General features: G+C 49.8%; 16 protein-coding genes. 6 read left to right on the top strand and 10 right to left on the bottom strand.

Annotated features, from left to right (window positions below; genetic code table 11):
* Positions 1-20 precede the first annotated feature (20 nt).
* Complete coding sequence (locus tag ACOJUN_RS19600; protein ID WP_422133576.1) at positions 21-914, top strand: hypothetical protein; 894 nt, start codon at positions 21-23, stop codon at positions 912-914.
* A gap of 29 nt (positions 915-943) precedes the next feature.
* Here the strand turns inward: ACOJUN_RS19600 and cydC are convergent, their stop codons facing one another.
* Positions 944-2,635 (bottom strand): heme ABC transporter ATP-binding protein/permease CydC, encoded by a 1,692-nt coding sequence (gene cydC, locus ACOJUN_RS19595; protein WP_422133575.1) that lies wholly within the window; start codon positions 2,633-2,635, stop codon positions 944-946.
* Positions 2,625-4,400, bottom strand: coding sequence for a heme ABC transporter permease/ATP-binding protein CydD (cydD, locus tag ACOJUN_RS19590; protein ID WP_422133574.1), 1,776 nt, complete (start codon positions 4,398-4,400; stop codon positions 2,625-2,627). Before cydD ends, cydC begins: the two co-directional genes overlap by 11 nt.
* Positions 4,401-4,607: 207 nt before the next feature.
* Between cydD and trmJ the strand changes: the two genes are divergently transcribed.
* A complete protein-coding gene (gene trmJ, locus ACOJUN_RS19585; protein ID WP_422133573.1) occupies positions 4,608-5,369 on the top strand; it encodes a tRNA (cytosine(32)/uridine(32)-2'-O)-methyltransferase TrmJ in 762 nt (253 codons plus the stop codon).
* An 11-nt stretch (positions 5,370-5,380) separates the two neighbouring features.
* On the opposite strand, the gene ACOJUN_RS19580 is transcribed toward trmJ, so the two are convergent.
* Entirely contained in the window at positions 5,381-6,280 is a 900-nt protein-coding gene (locus ACOJUN_RS19580; RefSeq protein WP_422133572.1) for a hypothetical protein, read from the bottom strand.
* A gap of 195 nt (positions 6,281-6,475) precedes the next feature.
* On the opposite strand from ACOJUN_RS19580, the gene rarD reads away from it, so the two are divergent.
* Entirely contained in the window at positions 6,476-7,402 is a 927-nt protein-coding gene (gene rarD, locus ACOJUN_RS19575) for an EamA family transporter RarD (RefSeq protein WP_422133571.1), read from the top strand.
* Between the two features lie 67 nt (positions 7,403-7,469).
* On the opposite strand, the gene glpK is transcribed toward rarD, so the two are convergent.
* From glpK to cysM, 6 genes are all read right to left on the bottom strand, one after another.
* Entirely contained in the window at positions 7,470-8,978 is a 1,509-nt protein-coding gene (gene glpK / locus ACOJUN_RS19570) for a glycerol kinase GlpK (protein WP_422133570.1), read from the bottom strand.
* A gap of 126 nt (positions 8,979-9,104) precedes the next feature.
* The gene (locus ACOJUN_RS19565) at positions 9,105-9,920 is read right to left on the bottom strand and encodes an MIP/aquaporin family protein (protein ID WP_422133569.1); all 816 of its coding nucleotides are present in this window, start codon (positions 9,918-9,920) and stop codon (positions 9,105-9,107) included.
* Between the two features lie 314 nt (positions 9,921-10,234).
* Positions 10,235-11,056: a nucleoside triphosphate pyrophosphohydrolase gene (mazG, locus tag ACOJUN_RS19560; RefSeq protein WP_422133568.1), complete on the bottom strand. Its 822-nt coding sequence runs from the start codon at positions 11,054-11,056 to the stop codon at positions 10,235-10,237.
* The gene (gene relA / locus ACOJUN_RS19555; RefSeq protein WP_422133567.1) at positions 11,053-13,299 is read right to left on the bottom strand and encodes a GTP diphosphokinase; all 2,247 of its coding nucleotides are present in this window, start codon (positions 13,297-13,299) and stop codon (positions 11,053-11,055) included. The genes mazG and relA overlap by 4 nt, the downstream gene beginning before the upstream one ends.
* Positions 13,300-13,355: 56 nt before the next feature.
* Positions 13,356-14,696, bottom strand: a complete 1,341-nt coding sequence (gene rlmD / locus ACOJUN_RS19550) for a 23S rRNA (uracil(1939)-C(5))-methyltransferase RlmD (RefSeq protein WP_422133566.1) — start codon at positions 14,694-14,696, stop codon at positions 13,356-13,358.
* Between the two features lie 243 nt (positions 14,697-14,939).
* On the bottom strand, positions 14,940-15,830 hold the full coding sequence (gene cysM, locus ACOJUN_RS19545) for a cysteine synthase CysM (RefSeq protein ID WP_422133565.1): 891 nt from the start codon (positions 15,828-15,830) through the stop codon (positions 14,940-14,942).
* A 107-nt stretch (positions 15,831-15,937) separates the two neighbouring features.
* Between cysM and ACOJUN_RS19540 the strand changes: the two genes are divergently transcribed.
* A complete protein-coding gene (locus ACOJUN_RS19540) occupies positions 15,938-18,682 on the top strand; it encodes a response regulator (RefSeq protein WP_422133564.1) in 2,745 nt (914 codons plus the stop codon).
* A gap of 93 nt (positions 18,683-18,775) precedes the next feature.
* On the opposite strand, the gene ACOJUN_RS19535 is transcribed toward ACOJUN_RS19540, so the two are convergent.
* Positions 18,776-19,108: a hypothetical protein gene (locus tag ACOJUN_RS19535; RefSeq protein WP_422133563.1), complete on the bottom strand. Its 333-nt coding sequence runs from the start codon at positions 19,106-19,108 to the stop codon at positions 18,776-18,778.
* A gap of 316 nt (positions 19,109-19,424) precedes the next feature.
* On the opposite strand from ACOJUN_RS19535, the gene ACOJUN_RS19530 reads away from it, so the two are divergent.
* On the top strand, positions 19,425-23,147 hold the full coding sequence (locus tag ACOJUN_RS19530; RefSeq protein ID WP_422133562.1) for a DUF4116 domain-containing protein: 3,723 nt from the start codon (positions 19,425-19,427) through the stop codon (positions 23,145-23,147).
* A gap of 161 nt (positions 23,148-23,308) precedes the next feature.
* Positions 23,309-26,701, top strand: coding sequence for a PEP/pyruvate-binding domain-containing protein (locus tag ACOJUN_RS19525; protein WP_422133561.1), 3,393 nt, complete (start codon positions 23,309-23,311; stop codon positions 26,699-26,701).
* Positions 26,702-26,783: the final 82 nt, after the last annotated feature.

The raw sequence follows: 26,783 nt of genomic DNA, 5'->3' as shown, positions 1-26,783 counted from the left end.
AGCTCTACAGGGACTTAATCATGACCAGCAGCGTTGAAAACTGCCTCAATATACTTCGCCAGGACCTTCTTCAGGACATTCCCACAAGCCAGCAGACATCTGAGAATAAGCCTCTCTGGCTCGGAAGGCGTGTGGTCAGAAAAGTAAAGGGTTTCGGTCTTAAGCTGGCCGATATACTCAGGGGCCGGGGCTGGCTCAGTAATAAAAAGATCAATGAACGGGAAATTCGCGAATGCCGGTGGGCTCGAAGTGTTGCCGGGGCTGGACTGGTTGACCAGAATTTTTTTCCTGCCAACATTCCTCAACAGGAGCTTGTTGAGCGCACCCGCCTCGCCCGGGAACTCTGGCAAAAAGACCCGTACAGTTTTGCTCTCTGGTGCATTGAAAACGATCAACCTTTCCCGGAACACTTTCTGGAGGCAGAGCTTATCCCCTGGCAGATGGAGCAATTTGCCAGCCTGGGCCTTAATCGCAATCATGCGGCCCGCATGTCCCTGCGCCTGAGCATTGCAGTTAAGCTGCTGCATCCCTCTGAAGCCGCTGGTCAAAGGGAAAGCCTGTTAACCGTATTGCCCACAGATACCCCGGATGAGATTGAAAGAAAGGAGAAATATAACGAAAAACTTCTCAATCTCGATCATGATGAGGAATCAGCCGATATGTATCTGGACAGTTTTATTGGCAACTATACCCCCAGTGAACAGATCGAACTCCTGAAAGCCTGCCGGGATGAATTGGCGACCCACCCGGAAAGTCATCAGCTATCCGAGCAGAACCTGCTGAAAAAAGTGATCAGTGACCGTCAAAAACAGGAGACCGCTCAATTTCTAAGCGAGCGACAAGGCAGTGATGACAGTCTTGTCGACTTTGATACCGAACTGGACGAGAAAGGTCGTCCAAAAAAACCGTCATGACGATAACATTTGTGGACCATATAAGCCTCCTAGACAATACGTCCGCCATCCATTCGAATCACTCGGTCCATGCGCTCCAGCATGGCCTTCTTATGAGTAATCATAATGACGGTTTTATCCCGGTATGCGTCCAGAATCAGATTCATCAAATGATCCTCACTGACCGGGTCCAGACCTTCACTGGCTTCATCCATAATCAACACTTCACCCTTTTTCAAGAGTGCCCGGGCTATTGCGAGCCTGCGCTGCTCACCACCGGAGAGAGCGATCCCAGCCTGTCCCAACCATAGATCCAGCAGGTTCTGTTCACCCTCAGCCGCCGCAAGACGATCCAGGCCTACCACTTTGACAGTTTCCAGTAGCTCACTGTCTTGCGCTTCGGGTCGGGCCATTTTCAGATTTTGCCTCAGCGTCGTACTGAACACATGGGTTTGCTGGGGAATCACCGTTAATAATTGATAAAGTGAAGCCTCGGAATATTCATTAATAGCAATGCCGCCCAGCTCGATACTGCCCTCAAAACCCGGTAGCTGCCGGGTCAGGATACGGATCAGTGTCGATTTACCACAGCCCGTTTTACCCAGTAACGCCAAGTGCTGACCTGCCGGAACATCAAGACTGATGCCCTCCAGAATCATCGGCCCCGCTGCCGAAATTCCCGCAGCTGCGGGGTATTGGAAACACAGATCCCGAAAAATGATATGACCCTTGAAGGCATCCGGAATGGTTTGATCACCAAACTCAATAGCTTCTTCTTCAAGGATCTCTGTCAGCCTCGCAGCGGCCAGTTGAGTGTTACCGAGAAACTGGAAAGCACCCGGCAGAGGCATCAACGCCTCAAAGCCTGCCAGTACTGCAAAGACGGACATAACCATCACTGGTCCGGAAATAACGCCTTGCTGGTATTCCCCTGCAGCAAGATAGAGCATTATGACCGCTGAAATACCAGCCCCAGCCACCATCAACGCACCACCTAGCCCCTCCAGCCTTGACATTTTTCTCTGGATATAACTCAAATTTTGCCCAGTAACATCGATACGCTCCCTCATCCGGACTTCTGATCCATAAATTCTGGATTCGGCCATGCCCTGCAGATAATCCAGGGCTTTCTGTCTCAGCTCCCCCAGAAGTTTGCCCTGTGCCCGGCCACTCCTGAAACCCAGACGGTAGAACATCACCGGCAGAACGATCAACCAGACTCCCATCAGCAGCAGCGCCCCCTGAGCCAGAACAGGGCTAAAAAAGCTCAGCCCAAGAGAAAGCAGAATCACAACCAGCACCGCAGCAATAACCGGACTGAACAGTCTCAGATACAGCTGATCCAGGGCATCAACGTCCGCCACAAGGCGGTTCAGCAATTCAGCCTTACGATAACGTTTCAACTGAGTCAGAGAAAGTGGGAGCAGTTTTTCGAAAAACCAGCTTCTTAACCAGGCCAACAGTTTGAAGGTCGCATCGTGACTCACCAAACGTTCAAAGTAACGGGCAGCGGTACGACCGATTGAAAAACCTCTGACCCCGGCACCGGGAGAGAAGAAATCAAATCTCTGAGCGGTCACGACCGTCAGACCAGCCAAAGCTGTTGCCGTGATAAACCAGCCTGACAGTGCCAGCAACCCAAGACTGAACAACAAGGTTGCCAAAGCCAAAAACATACCCACAGACAGTGCCCCCCAGTGCCTGCGATAAAGCTTTAAATAAGGCAACAACTCACTCATCATCCAGACTCCCTGCTAAACCGGCCACAAAAGCTTGCACCACCGCAGACTGTTGCCTGAGGACACCGGGTTCACCATCAGCGACCAACTCCCCGTTTTCAAACATCAACACTCTGTCCATCGAATCTATCTGCTTGAGTCGGTGGGTGACAGTAATGACAGTGCATTGCGGATCGATGGCTTCCAGAGCATCCAGGACAAGACGCTCATTGTAGGCATCCAGGCTGGCCGTTGGCTCATCGAGAATTAACAGTTTTACCGGCTCGGCTATAGCTCTTGCCAAAGCTATCCGCTGTGCCTGCCCTACGGAAAGATTGCCTCCCTGTTCTTGCAGCAGACTGTTCAGCCCTTCCGGTAGCTGTTCAACAATCTCCATAGCCTGAGCCTTTGCCAGAGCCCGATTGACCTGAGATTCATCCAGATCCCGACCAAATGAAACATTTTCATAGACCGTGCCATGAATAATCAGGGGCTGTTGGCCCAGCCAGGCAATTCTTTTGCGCCAGTCATCCATTGACAGGCTGGAGAGGTCTTCACCTGCGGCTCTGATTTTACCCTGGTAGTTCCAGAACCCCATGAGGGTATTTACCAGGGTCGACTTACCTGCCCCGCTGGGGCCAATGATGGCCACTCGCTCGCCAGCTGCAATATCAAAAGAAACATCCCTGAGCAAAGCTCTGCCACCGGCACTGCCCTGAACCATCAGACAATCAGCACTGAGTGAAACCGGCACGTCCATAGCCATTGAATTGCTGCCCTGATGCATCCCGGACTCTTTGCGCTCTAGCAGCTCAAGGATCAATTCTGCTGCACCCACCGCTTTTGACTTGGCGTGATAGTGCGTTCCCAGATCACGCAATGGCTGATAGAACTCAGGCGCCAGCAACAGCAGAAACAAGCCGGTATAGAGCGTGACCCCGGCACCATAACTGCCAAAATTCAGATAGCCCAGAAAGCTCATTCCCAGATAGACGGCGAGAATAGCAATGGAAACAGAAGCAAAAAACTCCAGCACCGTAGAAGACAGAAAGGCCAGTCGCAGTACCTGCATGGTTTTGTGTCGAAAGTCTTCACTGGCCGATTTCAGCGACTGGTGCTCATGATAGGTCCGCTGAAATAACCTCAGCGTTTCCATGCCCTGCAAACGATCAAGGAAAAAACCACCCAGTCGGTCCAAGGCCCGGAAATTCCGTCGATTCGCTTCGGCTGCCTTCATCCCGACCAAGGCCATAAATACAGGAATCAAAGGGGCTGTTCCCAGGAAAATCAGACCGGCAGTCCAGTTCACTGGAAAGGCCACGATGAGTATGACCAGCGGAACCAGAACTGCCAGAGCCATTTGCGGAATGTAACGGGCAACAAAGTCCTGTAACTCTTCCACCTGCTCTACCACCATGGTCGACCAGCTACCAGCTGGCTGCTCTGCAATGACAAGAGGGCCAAGAGCTTTCAGCTTATTGAGAATAGCTCCTCGAATAGTCTCCTTGACGATCAACCCGGCTCTGAACCCGGTGATCTCCCTGCCCCAATGACAGAGTGCCCGAAGCAGGATAATCATAGCCGTCAGAATCAGGTCATGGATCAAAGACTCCCTGACTGCGCCTTCCATTACGATCTGATGAATAATTTTCGCCAGCAACCCAGCCTGAGCCAGAAACAACAGACCATTGATCAAGCCCAGTATGATGGCTACCAGCAACCAGTTCCGGGTAGGACTGAGCTGGCCAATCAACCATTTATAAGCCTGCTTCTCCGTAATACGACTCATAGCAGAGGACACAACCTGAGGGGGAAAAGAAGACTATTCTATCTGAACTCGGGTGGTTATACAGTCAGGCAACAGTAAATTACCGTCACTCTTCAGATGGAATGGCAATAATTCAATCCGGTTTCACCCAACCGGTCGTAAGTTAAAACGACTCAACGTATAATGACCTGCTTTTAACCCCTCTTCTCAGTGCTAATTCGGGTTACGATGCTGTCTAACATTCGCATTATTCTGATCAATACCTTTCATCCCGGAAACATTGGCTCCGCCGCCAGGGCCATGAAAACCATGGGACTCTCAAATCTTTGCCTGGTCTCCCCGCAACGATTCCCGGATCCGGATGCCGAATCCATGGCAGCAGGAGCCCAGAACGTTCTGGCGGCTGCCAGAGTATTTCAGACCCTGGATGAAGCAATTGCTGACTGCTCAATGGTAATAGGAACCAGTGCCCGCACCCGCAACCATACCTTTAACCGCCCCATGCTGACGGCTGAAGTTTGTGCCGACAAGCTGGTTGCTGAAGCGGCCCGAAATCCGGTGGCACTGGTTTTTGGTCAGGAGACTATGGGACTCACCAATCAAGAGCTGGAGAAATGTCATTATCATGTCTCCATTGATGCTAACCCTGAATACCCTGTGCTCAACGTGGCTTCTGCCATTCAGATTCTCTGCTACGACATTCGCAAGGCAGAATTGCGCAAGAGCCAGCCGGATTTCTCAGGCGACGAAGCAGAAGAATATCCACTGGCCCGTGAGCTTGAATATTTCTACGAGCACCTGGAAGAGACACTCAACAACATCAACTTTATTATCAAACAGCACCCTGGTCTGGTAATGACCCGCCTTCGTCGTCTGTATAACCGGGCCAGGCCTGAAGCCAAAGAACTGAATATGCTCAGAGGCATTCTTGCCGCTGTCCAAAAGTCAGTCAGCAGGGAAAATAGCCCCATCAAAAAAGACAACGAATGACGTTTTGCAGGTCAGTGACAGGCTCTTAGCGGCAGGCTGTTAAACAATGCCGCCTTGAGAGCAGCAGGAGCGGCAAATGAAGAACCTGTCAGCAATCGCCAGAATTTTTTAGGGTACTCTGTCATTTTTCGTGAATAGCCGGTCAGTCGATTTAAGGGAATATCTACACACTGGTCGCCATTGAGGTCATAACCAACGGGCTTACCTTCAGAATCATCAATACGGATGACTTCGTAGGCAGCCCGGGCGTAAGTATCAACAAAGGGATTATTAGCAACAAAGTGTTGCAACTCTGGTTCCACAGAGCCGACCGTGACTACATCATCCGCAAGAGAAAAGGTATTGATCATTCCTCTCCCGCCATTACCGGCTATGGTATAGACCTGTATACCCTGAGTGGTAAGTGCCTCCAGAGCCATTATAATCTGGTAAGTGGTTTTCCAGACTTCATCCGCCTGCCCCATCTCCCTAACTTTCTTCTTATACTCTCCTGCCCGCTGCAACTGAAGTGGCGCTTTGAATGTGCTGATCAACGTAGAAGACTCCCAGGAAAGAAGAACGGCATCAACGGGCTGTTTTTCGAAGCGAGCCAGAATATTCTGAAGGTTGACGAGGATTTCTGACATGGGCTTTTTCCCATCCAGAATCGGGTATTGGATAAACGTAATCTGAGGGTGAGACGCTATCATCCGAACCACATCACCATGATAAAAAGGCTCCCGACGTTCATCGTCGTCTAAGTCCATCATGCCATACAGCCAACCATGGAGAACTCGCTCTTCATCATTTTTAAAACCTTCGGCCGGAGGGAAAAAGCGATCGATGATCGCTACACGATAAACAGGTAACCGCACTTCGGCCTGAGTAAACAGACTCAACAGAACTATCGTAAAACCGGTAATCCATCGCATCGCAGCCTTTGCATCCTTTACTCATCCATCAGTAAAGTCATCGGCTTAAGGGCTTTTTTCTCAATGCGTGCTTATCAATAGAGAAGTGGGTTAACTCGAAACAAATGTTCAGGCACAATGTCCCTTCGTGAAAAACAGAACACCATGCTCGTCACCATAACTGCGTAATTAGAAGTAACCATTTAAGGAAAAAGAGTGTCCGAACAACGAGATTTCTCTGGCTTTGCATTGGGTATAATGGCCTTTACCATCTGGGGGCTGGTACCCATTTATTTCAAAGCTCTGGAACACGCACCTCCGCTGGAAGTATTGGGACACCGCGTATTCTGGTCAGCTTTATTGCTGCTGGCCCTACTGAAAATAACAGGTACGATTTCAGAGCTAAAGCAGATTTTCTCCAGTATCAAACTGTCGGGAACACTGACACTATCCGCTATTCTCGTTGGTGCAAACTGGTTGATCTTTATCTGGGGTGTGACCAATGACAGGATTCTTGAAACCAGTCTCGGTTATTACATCAACCCACTGTTTAATGTTCTTCTGGGCTATCTGTTTTTGAATGAAAAACTGTCACCGCTCAAACAGATTGCTATCCTGCTGGCTACTGTCGCTGTCATCTATCAGATACTGATGTTAGGTATTGTGCCCTGGGTTGCTTTTGCCCTGGCTATGTGTTTTGGCTTGTACGGACTGGTCAGGAAAAAGACTCAGGTGGAGGCTGTACCTGGCCTGGCTTTCGAAACTCTGATTCTGCTGCCAGTGACTCTGGGATATTTTTTCTGGCTCTACAAAAGTGGCAACCACAGTTTCCGTTTCTCGGACCCTCACACCAGTCTACTGTTGTCTCTGGCCGGATTGGTGACCACCGTCCCTCTGGTTTTGTTTATCACGGCGGCCAAAAAGCTGACATTAACCACAATCGGTATCCTGCAGTATCTTGGTCCATCCATTTCTTTTTTGGTTGGACTGTTCGTCTACAAAGAACAGGTGACTCAGGCTCAATTAATCACCTTTGGTCTGATCTGGCTGGCCCTGATTATTTTCACCTTTGATGGCTTGCGTAAAAAGTCATCTCCAATGAACCAGAAACCGAACTCAGTCAAGACTCAGAGCGCAGAGTAAATAACCCCCATTGCAATCGCGAGCCTGCCTGAGCAGGCTCATTTGCAATAGTATCAGGAAATTTACATCACTCCTGATTTTCCCATGACTGACTGCGAACGACCGCTTTCTTCCAACCGTCGTAAAGTTTCAGACGATCTTCATCGGACATCGACGGAGCATAGACTCGATCAACGGAAACCTTATCCTTTAACTCATCAGTGCTTTTCCAGAAACCAACGGCCAGGCCCGCAAGATAGGCCGAACCTGCGGCAGTGGATTCTACAACTGTCGGGCGAACCACTTCAGTGTCGAGAATGTCAGACTGGAACTGCATCAAAAAGTTATTGGCTACCGCACCACCGTCGACGCGCAACTGTTTCATTTCAATTCCGGAATCCTGTTCCATTGCGTCAATCAGATCACGGGACTGATAAGCAATGGCTTCCAGTGTTGCACGAACTATGTGGTTACGGTTAGCTCCCCGGGTCAGGCCAAAGATCGCACCACGCGCGTAGGGATCCCAGTAAGGGGCACCCAGACCTACAAAAGCAGGCACAACATAAACACCGTTAGTGTCGTCGACTTTATTGGCGAAATATTCCGTGTCGGCAGCATCACGGATCAGTCCCAGTTCATCACGAAGCCACTGAACTGAAGCACCACCCATAAATACGGCACCTTCCAGAGCGTATTGCACTTTGCCATCAATACCGAAAGCTATGGTGGTCAGTAAACCGTTTTCTGATTTGACCAGCTCACTCCCCGTATTCATCAGCAGGAAGCATCCTGTGCCATAGGTATTCTTGGCCATACCTTTTTCATGACACATCTGGCCGAACAGAGCCGCCTGCTGATCCCCCGCAATACCGGCTACAGGAATGCGGGTACCGCCTTTTCCACCAATGTTAGTCTGGCCATAAATTTCAGAGCTGGATTTCACTTCCGGTAACATAGAGGAAGGAATTCCCATAGCCTTCAGCAGGTTTTCGTCCCAGTCCAGTCTATTGATATCGTACAGCATGGTGCGCGAAGCATTAGAATAATCGGTGACATGGGCACGACCTTCGGTCAGCTTCCAGGTCAGCCAGGTATCGATAGTACCGAACAGCAGATCGCCGTTTTCAGCTTTTTCACGAGCACCTTCTACATTGTCCAGAATCCACTTGATTTTCGTTGCCGAAAAATAAGCATCCAGAACCAGACCGGTGGTTTCCCGGATATAGTTTTCCAGACCTTCTTTCTTCAGCTGCTCGCAGATTTCGGTTGTACGACGACACTGCCATACAATGGCGTTATAAACAGGGCGGCCAGTGTTCTTATCCCAAACGACAGTGGTTTCACGCTGATTGGTGATACCCAGAGCAGCGATTTCGTCAGAACGAATACCTGTTTTAGCCAGAACTTCCGTCAGCACAGAACTTTGGGTCGCCCAGATTTCCATCGGGTCGTGCTCAACCCAACCCGCCTGTGGGTAGTGCTGGGTAAATTCACGCTGTGAAGTTCCCACCATGTCACCGTCGTGATTAAAGATAATGGCTCGGGAGCTTGTAGTACCCTGGTCTAATGAAACAACGTATTTCTTCTCAGTCGTCATAATCAATCTTCTTTATCATTCAGCTCTGGGCTGATATCAGCAGTGCACCCAGTTAAGCCTGTTATACAAAACAGTGAAAAAGACCGCGCTTTCTATGTAACAGGGTGCGTAACGGGTTTTACTGTGTTATGTGGTTTTTATCTCTAATTGGCTCGATGTTGTCTCGGGCTCTAATTGTTTGCCTAACAGGTTAATGTAAATCCATGCGCCAGCCATTGCGCCGCCGATCGGAGCCACTATTGGTACCCAAAAATAGGGATTGGCTCGAGCGCCGGTCAGAGCCACTTCACCCCAACCTGCCATATAGGTGAACAGCTTGGGACCAAAATCCCGGGCAGGGTTCATGGCAAAACCAGTCAGTGGGCCAAAAGCAGAACCAATGGTCGCAATCAGCAAACCGATCAGGAGGGCAGACAGCGCACCATTGGAGTCACCATTGTTGTTATCACCAATAGCCAGAATAACCCCCATCAGCACTGCAGTAATCACAAACTCCACAGCAAATGCCTGCATATTGCTCAGGGCACTGTGCGCATAGGTGGAAAAGATACCCGCTGTGGCCAGGCTCTCTTCGGAACCACGGACGATACCTTGAGACAGTTCAAAATCGGCAAACAGATTACTATAAAGAAAATAAACCAATGCAGCGGAACAGAAAGCACCCAAAATCTGGGCAAGGATGTAAGGCACAACCTTGTGCTTTTCGAAACCTTTAAACACAGTCAATGCCAAAGTGACTGCCGGGTTCAGATGAGCGCCGGAAACACCACCGGTTACGTATATCGCCATAGAGACGCCCAGCCCCCAGACAATAGAAATTTCCAGCTGACCAAAATCCGCGCCTGCCAGAACCAATGCGGCAACACAGCCAACACCGAAGAAAATCAGAAGGCCAACGCCGATAAACTCAGCCAGACATTCACCAAAGAAAGATTTTCGCATAAAAATGAGCTCCGCCCACGTAGGTATACATTCAAGATATTAATTGCGAGGCCTTATAAAAACTTGTTTATTTTTAGCAGCCCCGACAGCGGGCAGATTATTTCAAACAACAACAAAACTCATCAACGCAAAACCATTGATTTAAGTCAACCAATGTTCAAACATGTTCGTTTTTTTTCTAATCAGGTCTATCACTCCGCGCATTATGTAAAGAGTCAAGCATCTTGCTCTGCTATTTTTTCAATGTCGTGCCTTTCATGGGGCCAGGGTGGAAAAATGTCAATGTTATTTCTGCAAAGGGTCAAAAAAGCCCACTAACGAACTTTTCCCAGCTGCCAGTACGCTTCCATTTCTTCCAGTGTTAACTGATGAAACTCATGGCCTTCTTCAGCAGCCCTTAATTCCATGGTTCGAAAACGCTTCTCAAACTTGTCACTGGCTTTGCGCAATGACAAGTCCGCATCCACTGAAAGATGACGCGCAAGATTGACACAGGCAAACATCAGATCACCTATTTCTTCTGCAATCCGATCATTGCCCTGCTGTTCTCGCACAGCTTCACGAATTTCTTCCATTTCTTCCTGAATCTTGTCAAACACGGGTTCGACTTCTGGCCAGTCAAAACCGACCTTTGCAGCCGCTTTTTGCAGTTTGAACGCTCTTGTTAACGAGGGTAAAGCAGCCGGTAATTTTGACGGCATGGCCGACTCTGAAGTCTTCTCCCCCCTTGCCAGTTTCTCTTTCTGCTTGATCGCCTGCCAACTTTCAACGACTTGATCGGAAGTGGTGTCATCATTCGGCGACATTCTGGATTCCAGGGTTCCGTCAGGGAAAACATGGGGATGACGACGCACCATTTTCTCCACCAGACCAGCAGCGACCTGATGAAAATCAAAGAGCCCGGCCTCTTCTGCCATTCTTGAATGAAACACTACCTGAAACAGCAAATCACCGAGTTCTTCACGAAGGTTTTCAAAATCCTCGCTGGCAATGGCCTCCAGAACTTCACAGGTCTCTTCCAGTGTATAGGGGGCTATAGTCGTAAAGTTCTGCTCCAGATCCCAGGGGCAACCAGCTTCGGGGTCCCGAAGCCTGCTCATAAGATACAGCATATCCTCCAGGCTACTCTGACTCATCTGCCTTCCTTGCGATAACGCGCAACTTCGACCACGTTGGGCAGCTGATTGACTTTAGCCAGGACTTTACTCAGTTGCTGCAGACTCTGAACTTCAACCGTCAACAACATATTGGCAATGTTGTCTTCCTTGCTGGTTCGCGTCTGTACTGAGAGAACGTTGACACGCTCATTAGCCAGAACAATGGTAATATCGCGCAGCAACCCTGAGCGGTCATAGGCGGTGATGATAATTTCCACCGGGTACATGTATTCCGGAGAATAGCCCCAGTTCACCTCAATCAGCCTTTCCGGTTCCAGCTCCTGAAGATTCAGGGCGTTATTGCAGTCCTGTCGGTGAATGGTGACACCACGGCCGATCGTGATATAGCCTATGATGGGATCACCGGGCACCGGTTGACAGCAGCCGGCCATCTGGGTCATCAGATTACCCACCCCGTCAATGGTGATAGTACTGTCTGACACTTTTTCCTGAGGTGCCCGGGTACGTATCTCAAACTCTTTTTCTGCTTCCGGCTCCAGCTCTCTTTGAGCCAGGGCTACGGCCTGGGTGACACGATAATCGCCAGCTCCGATGGCTGCGTACATATCATCCATTTCCTTAAAGGGCGTCTGAGGCAGGAGATCGTTGAAATCAACGCCCGTCAGAGCCAGACGTTTGAGTTCAGCATTGAGCTGACTACTGCCATCAACAATATTGGAGTCGCGATCCTGCTTTTTCAGCCAGTTGGTAATTTTGGCTCTTGCCCGATTGGTATTGACATAACCGAGATCCGGGTTGAGCCAGTCACGACTGGGTTGAACATTAGGTCCGGTCAGAATTTCTACCTGATCTCCGGTTTTAAGATTGTGATTCAGAGGCACAATGCGGCCTCCCACCTTAGCGCCGCGACACTTCAAACCCACTTCTGAATGAATTCTGAAAGCAAAATCAATGGGCGTAGCACCCAGAGACAGATCCACTACATGACCTGCTTTTGTGAACACATAAATACGATCCGGCTCGACATCAGAACGCCACTCTTCAGCGATGCCTCCCAGATCACCCAACTCTTCATGCCACTCCATGACATTACGCAGCCAGTTGAGCTTTTCTTCATAACTGTCACTTTTGGTATTAACGTCGGTGCCCTTGTACTTCCAGTGGGCACAAACACCCAGCTCAGCTTCTTCATGCATCGCTTCGGTTCGAATCTGTACCTCAAGCGTTTTGCCTTCCGGTCCAAAGACCGCTGTGTGCAGGGAGCGATAACCATTCTCCTTGGGCGTTGCGATGTAATCATCGAATTCCTGAGGGATATGATTAAACAGAGAGTGCACAACACCCAGAGCCGCGTAGCAATCCCTGACTTCTCTGGTAATCACCCGAAAAGCACGAATGTCATAAAGGTCCCTGAAGTCCAGCCCCTTGCGTTTCATTTTTCGCCAGATGCTGTAGATGTGTTTCGCGCGACCATAAACATTGGCTTCTATCTGAGCTTCACCCAGCGCTTGCCTGAGTTGATCGACAACATGGTCAATATATTGCTGGCGATCGGTTCTTTTCTCATCCAGCAGGCGGGCAATACGTTTGTAATCCTGAGGATTCAGATAGCGGAAGGAAAGATCTTCCAGCTCCCACTTGATATAACCGATACCCAGGCGGTGAGCCAGGGGGGCATAGATTTCAAAAACCTCACGGGCCACCCGGCGGCGCTTGTCTTTATCAGCATCTCTCAAAGCTCTGATGGCACAGGTACGCTCTGCCAGCTTGAGCAGTGCTACCCGAACATCGTCAATAATAGAAACCAGCATCTTGCGGACTTTTTCCAGCTGGTCCTGACTCTGATCCAGTACCTGGGTTCTGGCCGGGTTAAGGAGTTCACTGATGGCGGCCATACCCTGAACATCTTTAATCAGACGAACGACGGTCTTGCCGAAGTCTTCTTCCACCTGTTTCATGGACAGTCTGTGTTCACGAACAGCCCGATAGAGAGCAGCAGCCACCAGCGTTTCAGTATCCAGCCTCAGCTCTGCAAGGATTTCAACCATCTCAAGGCCGGTACGAAAACAACCCAAACCTGTAGGCCAGACAGTATCTGCCTGCTGACGAGCCTCAAGCTCGGCCCAACGACTGAGTTCACAGGCAGCCCTGAGGCGATCCGTTCCGGTCACACCAAAGCTTTCCTGCATACGCACCAGCCAGGCATCCAAATCGATGGAGCCATCAAAGCGAACGGGATGATCTTCTCTTACCTTTACCATGCAAGTTTTCCACTTATTTCTTCGGAGGCACTGCCTGAATGAAGGGATCTCCTGAATCAGGACTGTTTAAAAAGTGCCATGGATTCGACATGCCCGGTTTGCGGGAACATGTCCATCACGCCTAATCTGACCAGCTTGAACCCCTGTTGGGCGAGGGCTCCGGCATCTCTGGCCAGGGTTGCAGGGTTGCACGAGATATAAAGCAACCGATCGGGTATATGACCTTTCATGTGTTCAATAATTTCAATAGCACCGGTTCTGGGAGGGTCCAGCAACATGGCGTCGTAATGTTGATGCAACCAGCCCTCCCCTGACTTGTTCCCCTCAACCAGAGCAGCAAGGTTGGCCTGATAAAAGTGGGTGTTTTTCAGACCATTCAGACCGGCATTGAATGCAGCTCTCTCAACAGCCCCCGCACTGCCCTCGACACCAACGACAGAAGTTGTCTTTCTGGCCATTGCCAGAGAAAAATTGCCAAGACCACAAAAAAGATCCAGCACCCGGTCTTGCGGTGTCAATTCCAGCCAATCCAGAGCCTGTGCCACCATTTGACAATTAACAGGCCAGTTGACCTGGGTAAAGTCTGTTGGCCTGAACTGAAACCTAAGGTCCATCTCCGGTATCCGGTAATACAGCCAGGGATCAGCCACCGGAGAGTAGAGGCAACGGGTAAGCTTCTCATCCCCCATCAGGTACAGGTGCAATTGCTGCTCCCGGGCCATTGCTTCCAGCCTGTTCAAATCCTCGGGCGGCAACCCCCTGGTGTGTCTGAGCAGAATGGCGCGGCCGGAATCAGCCAGCAACAGTTCAGCATGACTGATCGCTTCTCGCTGGTTCAGTTCTGGTAAACAGTCTCGCAGCAACGCCGGTAGTGACTGCAAGGGTTCTGCCAGGACCGGACACTCACGAACATCGACAATCTGTTTACTGCTTCTCTCCCTGAACCCGAGTGATAAGTGGCCCTTCTTCCAAAGGATCGACAAACGGGCACGATAACGATAACCATAGGGTTGAGAAGCCAGAGGTTCAGCTATTGCCATGGGCGTCAGCGACGAAAACCGCTGCAACTGATCCAGTACAATAATTTGTTTGCCCTGAAGCTGGCCCTCATGGGACCAGTATTGCAGGCTGCAACCACCACAGACTTTAAAATGTCGGCAGGGAGGAGAGACCCGCTCATCTGAAGCAGACTCTATATCAGTGACCCGACCACTGCTGAAACGACGTCGATCTTCTGTCAGCAGGACCGAAACCTGCTCCCCGGGAAGCGCCCCATCGACAAAAAGGGTTTTGCCTTTTAATCGGGCAAGACCCCGACCATCATGGGAAAGACCCTGTACAAGAACTTCTCCAACGACCCGACGTCTGGCGCCCGGAGAAGCCTTCTGAGATCGCATGAAACTGTATCCTTCAGATTCAGAAATACACACGCAGCCTGTCAACGAAACAACACAGCCCCTCACAACAAGAAGCAGTGCCGGAGTGAATAATGCTGTATTTTCACGGGAATAGCTGCGTAAAAATTAATACCGTTGAGAATTGTACCTACAGCTGTATAAAATTTCAGTACTGGAGAGCAATGACTGTGTAAATGTTTTTTGAACCCGCTTTTAGACGACACAGTCAATGCGTTGATTCCCCTATCGGTTAAAGACGTTGGTAGAAAGATAACGATCACCCCGGTCACAGATAATGCAGACGATGGTGGCATTTTCCACTTCTTCAGCCAGTCTTAATGCTCCCGCGACAGAGCCACCGGAAGATACACCGCAGAATATACCTTCTTTTTTGGCCAGGGTTTTCATGGTTTCTTCGGCTTCGGACTGATGGATATCCATCACTCTGTCTACACGACTGTCATCGAATATTTCCGGCAGGTATTCCGGTCGCCAGCGCCGAATACCGGGAATGCTGGCTCCATCAGCAGGTTGCAGACCTACAATCTGGATATCCGGGTTCTGTTCTTTCAGGAACCTTGAGGTACCCATGATGGTGCCGGTAGTACCCATGGAGCTGACAAAGTGGGTGATCTCACCACCAGTCTGCTGCCAGATTTCAGGGCCGGTGCCTTTGTAATGCGCCAGAGGATTATCCTGATTAGCGAACTGGTTGAGCACTTTGCCCAGACCTTGCTTTTCCATTTCCAGCGCCAGATCCCGGGCCCCTTCCATACCCTCTTCCTTGCTCACCATTTTAAGCTCTGCACCATAAGCAGCCATGGCACCCTTGCGTTCTTCGCTCATGTTATCGGGCATGATCAGAATCATTCGATAACCCTTGATAGCAGCAGCCATGGCCAGGGCTATACCGGTGTTACCACTGGTCGCTTCGATCAGATTATCACCGGGCTGGATGACGCCCCTGGCTTGCGCCTCAGATATCATGGAGAGCGCAGGACGATCCTTGACCGATCCGGCGGGGTTATTTCCTTCCATCTTCAACAGAATAGTGTTCCCTCGCCCGGCAGAAAGCCTCTGCAGCCGAATAAGAGGAGTGTTGCCTACCAGCGACTCGATTGTGGGGTAATCCATACTCTCTAAACCAAAACTTCCTAAACCAAAACTTCCAAAACTGACACATAACTCTTATGATGCCCCCAGCATAAATGATAATAATCCAGTCTGTACAATTATTACTTATGAAAACATCTTTCCAGACTGTTCAGCGCAGGATTCTTGTTTTAGCACTGCTACCGGGCACACTCATCTCTGCCCTTACGTGCAGCCTCTATCTCTGGGCACATTTAGCCGGACTTGACCAGCAGCTGACCACGAAAGCCAGAGACATGACTCGCAAGCTGGCGACGCTTGTAGTTTATTCAATAGAAAGCGGTGAGATGCAGAACACCCGTGATTTGGCGGTCCGGATTCTGGATGATACTGATATCAGGGCAGTCAGCCTGCTCGATCGAAATGGCAGGGAATTACTTCATACCGGCCCCAACCTGCTCCCTGTAGGCATAGATCAACCACTTCCCGACGCTCTGACTCTTTTCACCACCCGGGATACCTTAAGAGCTATTACCCCCGTGGTTCGACTCAGTGGTGATTCAACTGAAACCCTTGGCTGGCTGCAGATTGAATACGCTTATTCGGAAACACGTATACAAAAACACAGAGCCACTCTTGTGGCCGTTATTCTGCTGGCTCTGGCTATTGGCATTGTCCTTTCTCTCTACATGAAGCTGTCCCGCTCCCTGATAAACCCCATGCGGGCCATCGCCGATGCTATGGATAAAATCGATGCAGATGATCAGGATAGCCGACTGGAAGCCTCTCCCGGGAGTCTCTACTTTACACTGGAGCTGGCTATCAACAGACTGCTCGAGCGGCTCACTCACTCCCGGGAGGTGTTGCAAAGAAGCGCTGACTTATCCACCAATGAATTACACGAAACTCTGGAAACCATAGAAATCCAGAATGTTGAGTTGGACCTGGCCCGAAAAGAAGCACTCGAAGCCTATAAGAGTAAAAGTGAATTCCTGGCCAATATGAGCCATGAAATTCGGACACCTCTAAACGGTATTTCCGGCTACACTGCCCTACTGCTTGAAACGGAACTTAAATCACAGCAAAGGGAGTATCTGTGCACTATTGAGAAATCTGCCCAGGGTCTTATGACCATACTGAATGACATTCTCGACTTCTCCAGAATCGAGGCAGGCAAGCTCGAACTGGACAATCAGCAACTCAGTATCCGGGAAGTGATCGACGATGTCCTGGCTATTATGGCCCCTGCGGCACACCATAAATCGCTGGAACTGGTCAGTTTCATTTATGAAGATACTCCTGAAGATATCATTGGCGACAAGCTGCGGCTCTCCCAGATTCTGACCAACCTGGTAAGCAACGCCATCAAGTTCACCAATTACGGCAGTGTCGCCATTCGAGTCATGCTGGAGCAAGTGGATGACGCTGACATCCATACACTTAAGTTTACCGTCACAGATACTGGTTCAGGGCTGACGTCTGAACAGCACTCCCGCATTTTCAAATCTTTCTCTCAGGCTGACTCCAGCAGAACACGACAAGCCGGTGGTACTGGTTTGGGACTCGCCATCAGCAAAAGTCTTGTCGAACAGATGCAGGGGGAAATCGGACTCGATTCTGATCTGGGCAGAGGCTCTACTTTCTGGTTTACCATTCGAGTCCGTTCGATAAAAGATGAGAGCCTTCTGTTTAAGCCGGAGCCCTTACCCGGCTGCCGTCATGTATTACTTTACGAGCCTCAGGAACTCTCCAGGCTTTCCATAGGGCATCAGGCACAGAGCCTGGGATTAAAAGTCACTTCTTTTCAGTCTTTGTCAGAACTGCAGACTTACGTTGAAACTCATAACAACCATGACCTGCTTCTGCTGAGCCAGGGTGACGATCATCTGCAGCGCACCCTAAAAATCGCCGTAAACTATCTCCAGCAAAGCCCGGTTCTGATTCTTGCCGTGGCCGGTAGCAGCAACCTGCTGGATACTCTGCCCTCAGGGATTCACTGCCTCCTTAAACCCGTAGCCAGAAACAAGCTCTTGCGGGCGATTAAAGGGATGACTTCGAACCCCGCCCCCGGAGCCGATGTCATGCGACCTGCCAAAGCAGTGTTTGAAAAAAAACTGGATATCCTGATCGTGGATGATAATGAGGTCAACCTTAAGCTATTGGAAACCATTCTGTTAAAAATGGATCAGTCTGTAGTCACTGCCAAAAATGGTTTTGAAGCCATTGAATGTTGCCATCAGAAAATCTTCGACCTGATACTGATGGATGTTCAGATGCCTGAGATTGATGGCTTGGAAACGACTCGTCGAATCAGAAATATCAACACTATTTACAACCGTATTCCTATTATTGCAGTGACTGCCCACGCACTGCCTGAAGAACGCAAGCAGATCCTGCAAAGCGGGATGGACGACTATATGACCAAGCCCGTCAACACCCGTCAGCTGGTCTCTACCATCAGTCACTGGACAGGCAATTCAGTGCAGGCACCGGATGACCCGACTGAAGAGAGCCTATCCGTTCAGCTAGAGGCTGACTCCTCACCAATAGACGTGGAGAAGAGCATACAACTGGCAGCCGGCAACCGGGAACTGGCCAGAGAAATGCTGGACATGCTACTTGATGGTTTGCCAGAGGATTTGCAGACCATCGAAGAGAGCTTCCGAAACCATCTCCATGAGCCGTTACTGGATCGGGTTCACAGACTTCACGGAGCTTGCCGATATTGCGCGGCACCAAAACTTCTGAAAGCCTGTCTGGAGCTTGAAACCAGCCTCAAACAGAGTACCCACCTCAATTCAAGCCCTATTATTCATGGTGTTGAAGAAGTGATTAAAGCCATTAAAGAGCTTCTGGAATGGCAGCGGTCGAAGGAAGCAGTAGCTATTGCATGAGGGCTACCTGCTTCTGTTCCAGCCAGCCTTGTTGCGTCTTCGCTTAATTACGATCAGGCGGAACCTTCACGGGCACCAGCATTTTCTGCAGGTTTACCTTACCTTTCTCGTCATATCCCCTGAAGCGCTTCTCCTTAACCACCAGGCCCGCAATACATGACTGCAGTTGTGATCAGGCTTCCATACCCCGGGAAATGTGTCACTGCCAAGGCATTGGATAACTCGCTCTGGCCCGGGGCGACGGTGATAATGCTGTAGTATTCTCAGAATGGTCTCTTCGTTATCCATGGCATTAGGCAAAACCGGTGGTACTCTGAAGGGGTACTCTGAAGGCGTCGACGAGAAATTGCAACGCTTCTGGTTGTGCCAGGGAGGCAGGTTGCACAGATCGACAATGGCTGAGGCCAGGGGACCTTTGCAGTTCAACTATTTGTTGCTGCCCTACTTTGACTTTTTCTGGCCATCGCCGGTAAAAGGGCTTTTGACCACGCCGTTTCCAAAGTGCTTTAACCCAGTGGATATAATCATCTGCACTCAGCGTTCCCAGAGATTTCTCAATATATTCAGGGTGGGTGTCTGCTATTTTCGAAGGTCGCCCGGAAATTTCGCTACAACCCTCAAGAAACAGCTCTCATTCTGGTCTCTCTGTGCAAGCAGAGGCCTGATGTTGATTTATTGAAACTTTTTTCAAAAGTACCGGTCTCATATAAAGGTAATCAACGAAATCAAGGAAATTAAGGCTATGGATAGCATTCAACCAACAAGATCAGGCCCGACTGAGGACAAATCTGCCCGGTTGTCGGGTGGTCAGGCAGCGTATGCACTCAGCCGTTCTATCACTCCTAACGATCATGAGAGCCCTCCTCACAAGCAGCTGCGGTTAATGAAGGTTGATCCAGGTGAAGCTTTCACGTCTTTTACTCCGCTATCCGCTCGTGGTATCGAATGCCCGGATACGAAAAATAGCAAGCCTGCCAGCCATGACTTGCCAGCTGACTTTTCAACTCTCATCAAAGACGAGCAAATCCGATCCTCTATAGGCGGCAAGGGATTGTTTCTGCACCGTATGCAACAGGCCGGAATCCCGGTTCCACCCTTCACGGTGGTTGACACAACCCTGATCGCCAGGCTCGAGCAACAGCCTTTCCCCGCAAAATGCCTGTTGCCCTTTTTGCCAGATATAGACACGCAGAGTCAGCAATCATTCAGCCTGGAACAACTGCGCACGATCGTTACCAAACTCCCCCACCCGCAACAATCAGAATGGCTTAAGGGTTTATCCGGGTTTATTGCCAGTGAGGATTTCTATCAACAAGTAGAAAATATCAGTGCTGCCCGGGGTATTCGCCATCGCTACTTCAGACTTCGGCAACAAGCCAGTGGAGCCTGTATCGTCCGCAGTTCCGGCGTCGATGAAGACCGCTTCGGCAACGCCCAGGCCGGTCGCTATGATTCCCGGGTTCATGGTGGCGGCGATATCCTGAAAACCTGCCTGCAAGTCCTGTCATCCGCCTACCGGCCTGAAGTCTGCCCGAACGGACAGGTAAAGCCCATGGCGCTGGTCCTGCAGCAGTGCATTCATTGCCTGCTGGGGGGCGCAGTGATCAGCCACTCAACACTAAAGGACAATACCATTGAGGTGGAATATGCACTGGGTCAACCCCGGGGGGCGGTCTCCGGAACCACAGGTATCCGCCCCCATCGCTATTCGATCAAGCGCAGTGATGACGAAAACAGTCAACCAGATCGGCAATTTACCCCGGGTGATGTTACGACACAGTTTGTCCTGGAAAAAATCACCGATGAAGAGACCGGTGAAGCGGGTTATATCGAACGCAGCAAGACGGCAACCACCGATGCAAAAGACATCATGCTCTCTGACAAGATATTGCAAGAACTGCAGAAAAACATAGAAAAGCTCGAAGATATGTTCTGTTGCCCGGTCGATGCTGAGTTCGGCGTGGATGGCGATCTGCAACTCCACCTGTTCCAGAGTCGACCAGTGACTCAGCTGCCGGGCAGTACCCGTTTCTCTGCACCTGCGCCAGCCCGGCCACTGGCTGAAGGAATCATGGTCAGTGAAGGTTGCTGCAGTGGTGTGGCCCTGGCAGTCACCGAACCGGTCAGCGCAGAACAGATTCCACCCGGTGCCATTCTGTTTGCCAATCACGCCAGTGACTGGATGCTGGCACCTGATATTTTAAAACGTCTGGGTGGCTGCGTGTTCAAACAGGGAGGAACTAACGATCATGTTGCCATCACCCTGCGTCAGGCGGGTATACCCTGTCTGTTGGCTGGTTGTCAGTATTCTGAGGCATTAAGACAGAGCAGCGGACAACAGGTAACGCTGGTGGCAGGCAGTTTTGCCGACAGCCCCGGAGCCTGTTTGCTGACCGGCGACCAGTCTGCCTACTGGCAGGCCAATAGCAGGACTTCTGGTGAGGATATCATAAGCCGACCCTCAAGCTGTCTCACAGAACCGCCCGACTTCACCAGAGTCGACACAGGTTTTGACTGGCTGAACCGCCAGAATAATCGCTTGCTGGACTACTTTCATGCCGACAGACTACTAAACCACTGCCTTGCTCCGGGTCGAAGCAAGGCAATGAGTATGTCAGCAAACCGAACGAATCTATTACCGGAACTCGGTATGGAGACTCTTCTTCTGCAGAACGATTTGCAGCAATTTCTAACCGGTTATGAGCGCTTTTTATATCTGGCTGCAGGCTCTGAATCGGGCGCCCTATCTTCCGGAGTCCAGCCTTTTGTCAATGAACTCACGGCACTCAAAAAACAATGTAAATACCTGGAGGATGCCATTAATGGTCTCTGCTCAAAAGTGCTCTTGCCGCTGGCTACGGAAGGAGAATTGCCCACCCGGCGGACGAATTTAGGACAATGGCTCAAAGATTGTCAGACCTTGCAGGATAAACTGCAAAAACTGACCCAACCCAGAGAAGTGTGCGATATCCATTCTGCTCATGACCTGATTTACTGGTTTCATCAGCGATTTGTCAGCGCTCTCGCCCCGGTGGCCGAAGCATCCGGCCAAGGTAAAATTACCGAAATTACAGAAAAGAGAATCCTGATTGATTTACTCCCCCGAGGCGTTTCCGGACTATTAAACGACAATTGCATCTCGGTACTGAGCATACTTAACGTAGCCAGTCTTCGCATGCTTAATATGATGGATGCCGCTTTGATTAGTGCAACACTCGGAATACATGCCTGCACCATAACCATGCTGGAACAGGCCGAGGGTGGCAAGGGCCGAACACTCCGCCTCGACATCTCAGATAAGTTTTCCCAAAACGAGAAAAACAGGAATTTACAGGGCAAACTGAAGCGTTTCTGGTTTTTGGTCCAGACACTGCGCTGCGCATCCATTGATAGCAATTCACGGCCAATGGCAATCAGTTTCAATCAAAGTGCGGGAAAAATGACCATAGAATACACTCAGGTTGATACAAAACGAGCATTGCAAGATGGCTTTGTGAAATTGGTGACCATTCTGTCAGGACTCACCAGCATGGATATATCAATCAACAAATTTAATCCCGGTGACACTTCTGAAAAGTGGTATTTTGAAACACTGGTTAAAAAGTGCCAAAACGGGCTGGACGAACCTGAAAATAACTGGATATACAAACATTGTCTGGTACTGGATGCAATCACTAGCCGATATATGCCGACAGAATGGCATTATGATTATACGTTCTTCGATTATCTGGATAGCGAGTACAGACTCTTCTTTGAATTGGCCAAAAGAGCTCGCCACCAGACTAACACATCCAAAGCTCCGAATCGAAATACAGAACTTCGCGAGATCCTTAGCTCAGCGACCAAACACCTTGAGCCGGATGATGCCGCAAGAATAATAAAAGAACTGTTAGCTCACATGGCCATTGGAAGCATATCGACACTCACTTATATTGAACTCTTGCGTGAGGACTTTAATTTAGATGACGACAGGGCTCAGGTTAGATTCCTGGTTCGCCATAACCCAAGGGTATTTGAATATATTGCCGACCGATTTAAGAATGATATTGAAATAGCTGAATCTGCAATAAAAAAGCAAGGAGATTTATTAGAGTATGCCAGCAATCATCTCAAAAATAATAAATCGCTAGTGACGATTGCCGTCAATAATTGTGGTAGAGCCATCGAATATGCCAGTACAGATCTCAAAAATGACCCCGCTGTGGTTTTGTCAGCTACCAGAAACTATGCTTTTGCCTTTTACTATGCCGGACAGACAGTAAAAAACAATGAAGCCCTGTCGAGGAAAATCATTAAGGAAAAACCGGAAGCCATGTACTTTGCTACTGAATCTCTTAAAAATGACAAGGATTTTGTCCTGCCTCTGCTCTCACGATATCCCTGCATTTACGAAGACCTTAGCGATAAACTGAAATCTGATCCGGACATCCAGGCTGCAGCGCAAAGGATGGAAATCTCATACTGATCAACGCCAAATCTCTGCATCCCATGCACTACAGAGGCTGCCTGCTTCATAGCCAGCTCAGTGGATGCGAGTCGCACACCTCAATTAAGCTCGGACTGATTAGTTGAAACTTTTTTCAAAAGCACTGGTCGAAATTAACCAGGATTATGGAAATCACAGTCATGGAAAACACTCAGCTAACAACATCGGGCCTTGCTTCACTCAAACCTGCCCGTAAGCCAAACTGCGACAGAGCATCTGCATTCGCTCGTTCTGTTATTTCTGCCAGACAAGACTCCTCTCCTTGCATGAAGGATAATTCAGACAAAACTCATCTCTCTTGTCCTGAACTCACTGCTCGTGATATCAAACTTCCGAATACGGATAACCGCAGGCCCGTCAGCTATGACTTGCAGCCTGTCACCTTGCCTAGCAGCAATGACAGGCAAACCCGGGCCTTTATGGGCGGCAAGGGGCTGTTTCTGCAGCGTATGCAGCAGGCCAGAATCCCGGTTCCACCCTTCACTGTGGTTGACACAACCCTGATCGCCAGGCTGGAGCAACAGACTTTCCCCGCAAAATGCCTGTTGCCCTTTTTGCCAGATATTGACACCCGGAGCCAGGAATCATTCAGCCTGGAACAACTGCGCACGATCGTTACCAAACTCCCCCATCAGCAACAATCAGAATGGCTTGAGGGGTTATCCGGATTTATTGCCAGTGAGGATTTCTATCGACAGATCAAAAATATCAGTGTTGCCCGGGACATTCGCCATTGCTTCTTTATGCTCCGGCAACAAGCCAGCGAAGCCTGCATCATTCGCAGTTCCGGCGTCGATGAAGACCGCTTCGGCAATGCCCAGGCCGGTCGCTATGATTCCCGGGTTCATGGTGGCGGCGATATCCTGCAAACCTGCCTGCAAGTCCTGTCGTCCGCCTACCGGCCTGAAGTCTGCCCGAACGGGCAGGTAAAACCCATGGCGCTGATCCTGCAACAGTGCATTCATTGTCAGCTGGGGGGGGTAGTGATCAGCCACTCAACCTTACAGGACGATACCATTCAGGTGGAATTTGCTCCGGGTCAACCCCGGGGGGTGGTCTCCGGGAATACAGGCATCCGCCCTCATCGCTACAGGATCAGGCGCAGTGATGACGAAAACAGTCAACCAGATCGGCAATTTACCGCTGGAGACGTTACCACACAGTTCGTTCTGGAAAAAATCACCAGTGAAGAGACCGGCGAAGCGGGTTATATCGAGCAGAGCACCTCGGCAACCTCGGATGCAAAAGACATGACGCTCTCTGACGAGATATTGCAACAGCTGCAGAAATACATAAAAAAGCTGGAAAATATGTTCTGTTGCCCGGTCGATATTGAGTTCGGCGTGGATGGCGATCAACAACTCCACGTGTTCCAGTGCCGACCAGTGACCCAGCTGCCGGGCAGTACCCGTTTCTCTGCACCAGCACCCGCCCTGCCAATGGCTGAAGGAATCATGGTGAGTGAAGGTTGCTGTAGTAGTGTGGCCATGGAAGTCACCGAACCGCTCAGCGCAGAACAGATTCCACCCGGAACCCTTCTGTTTGCCAATCACGCCAGTGACTGGATGCTGGCACCCGATATTTTAGAACGTCTGGGCGGCTGCGTGTTCAGACAAGGGGGGACCAACGATCATGTTGCCATCACCCTGCGCCAGGCGGGTGTACCCTGTCTGTTGGCTGGTTGTCAGTATTCTGAGGCATTAAGACAGAGCAGCGGACAACAGGTAACACTGGTGGCAGGCAGTTTTGCCGGCAGCCCAGGAGCCTGTTTGCTAACCGGCGACCAGTCTGCCTTCTGGCAGGCCAACAGCATCACTTCCGGCCAGGATATCATCGGCTTACCCGCAACCACTCCTGTAGAACCGCCCGACTTCACCAGAGTCGACGAAGGTTTTGCCTGGCTGAATCGCCAGAATAACCGGTTGCTGGACTACTTTCGCGCTGACCGGTTACTAAGCCACTGCCTTGGACCAGGGCGAAGCAAGGCGATCAGTATGTCAGCAAACCGATCGGATCTGTTACTACAACTTGGCATGGAGATTCATTTTCTGCAGGACGATTTGCAACGATTTATAACCGGTTATAAGCGTTTTTTAGATCTGGCCATTGGGTCTACAGCGGGCTCGATAGTCAGTTACTTTATCGATGAACTCCCGCTCCTTAAAAAACAATGGCGCTACCTGAAGGATGCTATTGGTGACCTGTACTCAGAAGTGGTCACGCCGCTGGCCAGCAAAGGAGAATTGCCCAGACGACGGACGAATTTCAGACAATGGCTGAGAGATTGCCAGACCTTGCTGGATAAATTGCAAAAACTGAACCAGCCCGGAAGAATGAGCGATATCCATTCTGCCCACGACCTGATCTATTGGCTTCATCGGCGATTTGTCAGTGCTCTTGCCCCGGTGGCTGAAGCATCCGGTCAGGGACAAATTACCGATATTACATTATATGGAACGCTGATTGATATACTCCCCCAGGGAGTTCCCGGACTATTAAACGACGATTGCCTCTCAGTACTGAGCAAACTTTTTGTAGTAGAGCTAGACATGCTAAATATGGCGGATGCCGCTTTTGTTAATGCAACCCTCGGAGTGCACGTCTGCACCATAACCATGCTGGAAGAGGCTGAGGGAGGCAAGGGCCGAACACTCCGCCTTGACATCTCGGACAAATTTTCCCAAGACGAGAAAAACAAGCACTTACAAGGTAAATTGAAGCGTTTCTGGTTTTTGGTCCAGACGCTCCGTTGCGCATCAATTGATAGCAGTTCACGGCCAATGGCGATCAGTTTCAATCAAAGCGCGGGGAAAATGATCATAGAGTATACCCAGGTTAATTCCACACAAGCATTACAGAAAGCCTTTGTGAAATTGGTGAACATTCTGTCCGGGCTCACCTCCATGGATATATCAATCAACCAATCTAATTTCAGTAAAAATACTGACAAATGGTATTTTGAAACGCTGATTAAAAGGTGTCAAAACGGGCTGGACGAACCAGTAAATAACCGGACGTTCAAACATTGCCTGGTATTGGATGCAATCAATGACAGAGATGCTGCTTATTGGCATCATGAATATACTTTCCTCGATTATCTGGATAGCGAATACAAGCTGTTTTTTGATATGGCCAATAAAGCTTGTCATTGTATTAAGGCAACTGAAGATCCGAACACAAATTCAGAACTTCGCCAAATATTTAATGCTGATACCAAAGACCTTGAGCCGAATGATGCCGCAAGAATAATAAAAGAACTGTTACTTTCCATGGCTATTGCAAGCGGCTCGCCATTGCAGGACGCTTGCATTGAACTCCTGCGTGAGGACTTTGATTTAGATCATGACAAGGATCTGGTGCTTTTGCTGGTTCGGCAAAACCCTTGGATATTTAAAAATGTCGCCGACCTATTCAAGGATGATATTGACATAGCTAAAACTGCCATAGAACAGGAAACTGATTTATTAGCCTTTGCCAGCGAACGTCTCAGAAACAATACATCGCTGGTATCGCTTGCCGTCAATAATCATTGATTGTGCTCTCCACTCTGCCAGTAAAGATCTCAAAAATGACAATAATGTGATTCTGTCAGCTACCAGAAGAAATATTTATTCC

The organism is Endozoicomonas sp. ALD040, from assembly GCF_049275945.1.
Classification (GTDB): domain Bacteria; phylum Pseudomonadota; class Gammaproteobacteria; order Pseudomonadales; family Endozoicomonadaceae; genus Endozoicomonas_A.
The sequence above is the reverse complement of the archived record's forward strand: the minus strand, read 5'-3'. Positions and strand labels throughout refer to the sequence as shown.

What these genes read in the sequence shown, in the direction of transcription:
- ACOJUN_RS19600 (WP_422133576.1), top strand. Translation starts at nt 21, where the DNA reads ATGACCAGCAGCGTTGAAAACTGCCTCAATATACTTCGCCAGGACCTT.
- cydC (WP_422133575.1), bottom strand. Translation starts at nt 2,635, where the DNA reads ATGATGAGTGAGTTGTTGCCTTATTTAAAGCTTTATCGCAGGCACTGG.
- cydD (WP_422133574.1), bottom strand. Translation starts at nt 4,400, where the DNA reads ATGAGTCGTATTACGGAGAAGCAGGCTTATAAATGGTTGATTGGCCAG.
- trmJ (WP_422133573.1), top strand. Translation starts at nt 4,608, where the DNA reads ATGCTGTCTAACATTCGCATTATTCTGATCAATACCTTTCATCCCGGA.
- ACOJUN_RS19580 (WP_422133572.1), bottom strand. Translation starts at nt 6,280, where the DNA reads ATGCGATGGATTACCGGTTTTACGATAGTTCTGTTGAGTCTGTTTACT.
- glpK (WP_422133570.1), bottom strand. Translation starts at nt 8,978, where the DNA reads ATGACGACTGAGAAGAAATACGTTGTTTCATTAGACCAGGGTACTACA.
- ACOJUN_RS19565 (WP_422133569.1), bottom strand. Translation starts at nt 9,920, where the DNA reads ATGCGAAAATCTTTCTTTGGTGAATGTCTGGCTGAGTTTATCGGCGTT.
- mazG (WP_422133568.1), bottom strand. Translation starts at nt 11,056, where the DNA reads ATGAGTCAGAGTAGCCTGGAGGATATGCTGTATCTTATGAGCAGGCTT.
- relA (WP_422133567.1), bottom strand. Translation starts at nt 13,299, where the DNA reads ATGGTAAAGGTAAGAGAAGATCATCCCGTTCGCTTTGATGGCTCCATC.
- rlmD (WP_422133566.1), bottom strand. Translation starts at nt 14,696, where the DNA reads ATGCGATCTCAGAAGGCTTCTCCGGGCGCCAGACGTCGGGTCGTTGGA.
- cysM (WP_422133565.1), bottom strand. Translation starts at nt 15,830, where the DNA reads ATGGATTACCCCACAATCGAGTCGCTGGTAGGCAACACTCCTCTTATT.
- ACOJUN_RS19540 (WP_422133564.1), top strand. Translation starts at nt 15,938, where the DNA reads ATGAAAACATCTTTCCAGACTGTTCAGCGCAGGATTCTTGTTTTAGCA.
- ACOJUN_RS19530 (WP_422133562.1), top strand. Translation starts at nt 19,425, where the DNA reads ATGGATAGCATTCAACCAACAAGATCAGGCCCGACTGAGGACAAATCT.
- ACOJUN_RS19525 (WP_422133561.1), top strand. Translation starts at nt 23,309, where the DNA reads ATGGAAAACACTCAGCTAACAACATCGGGCCTTGCTTCACTCAAACCT.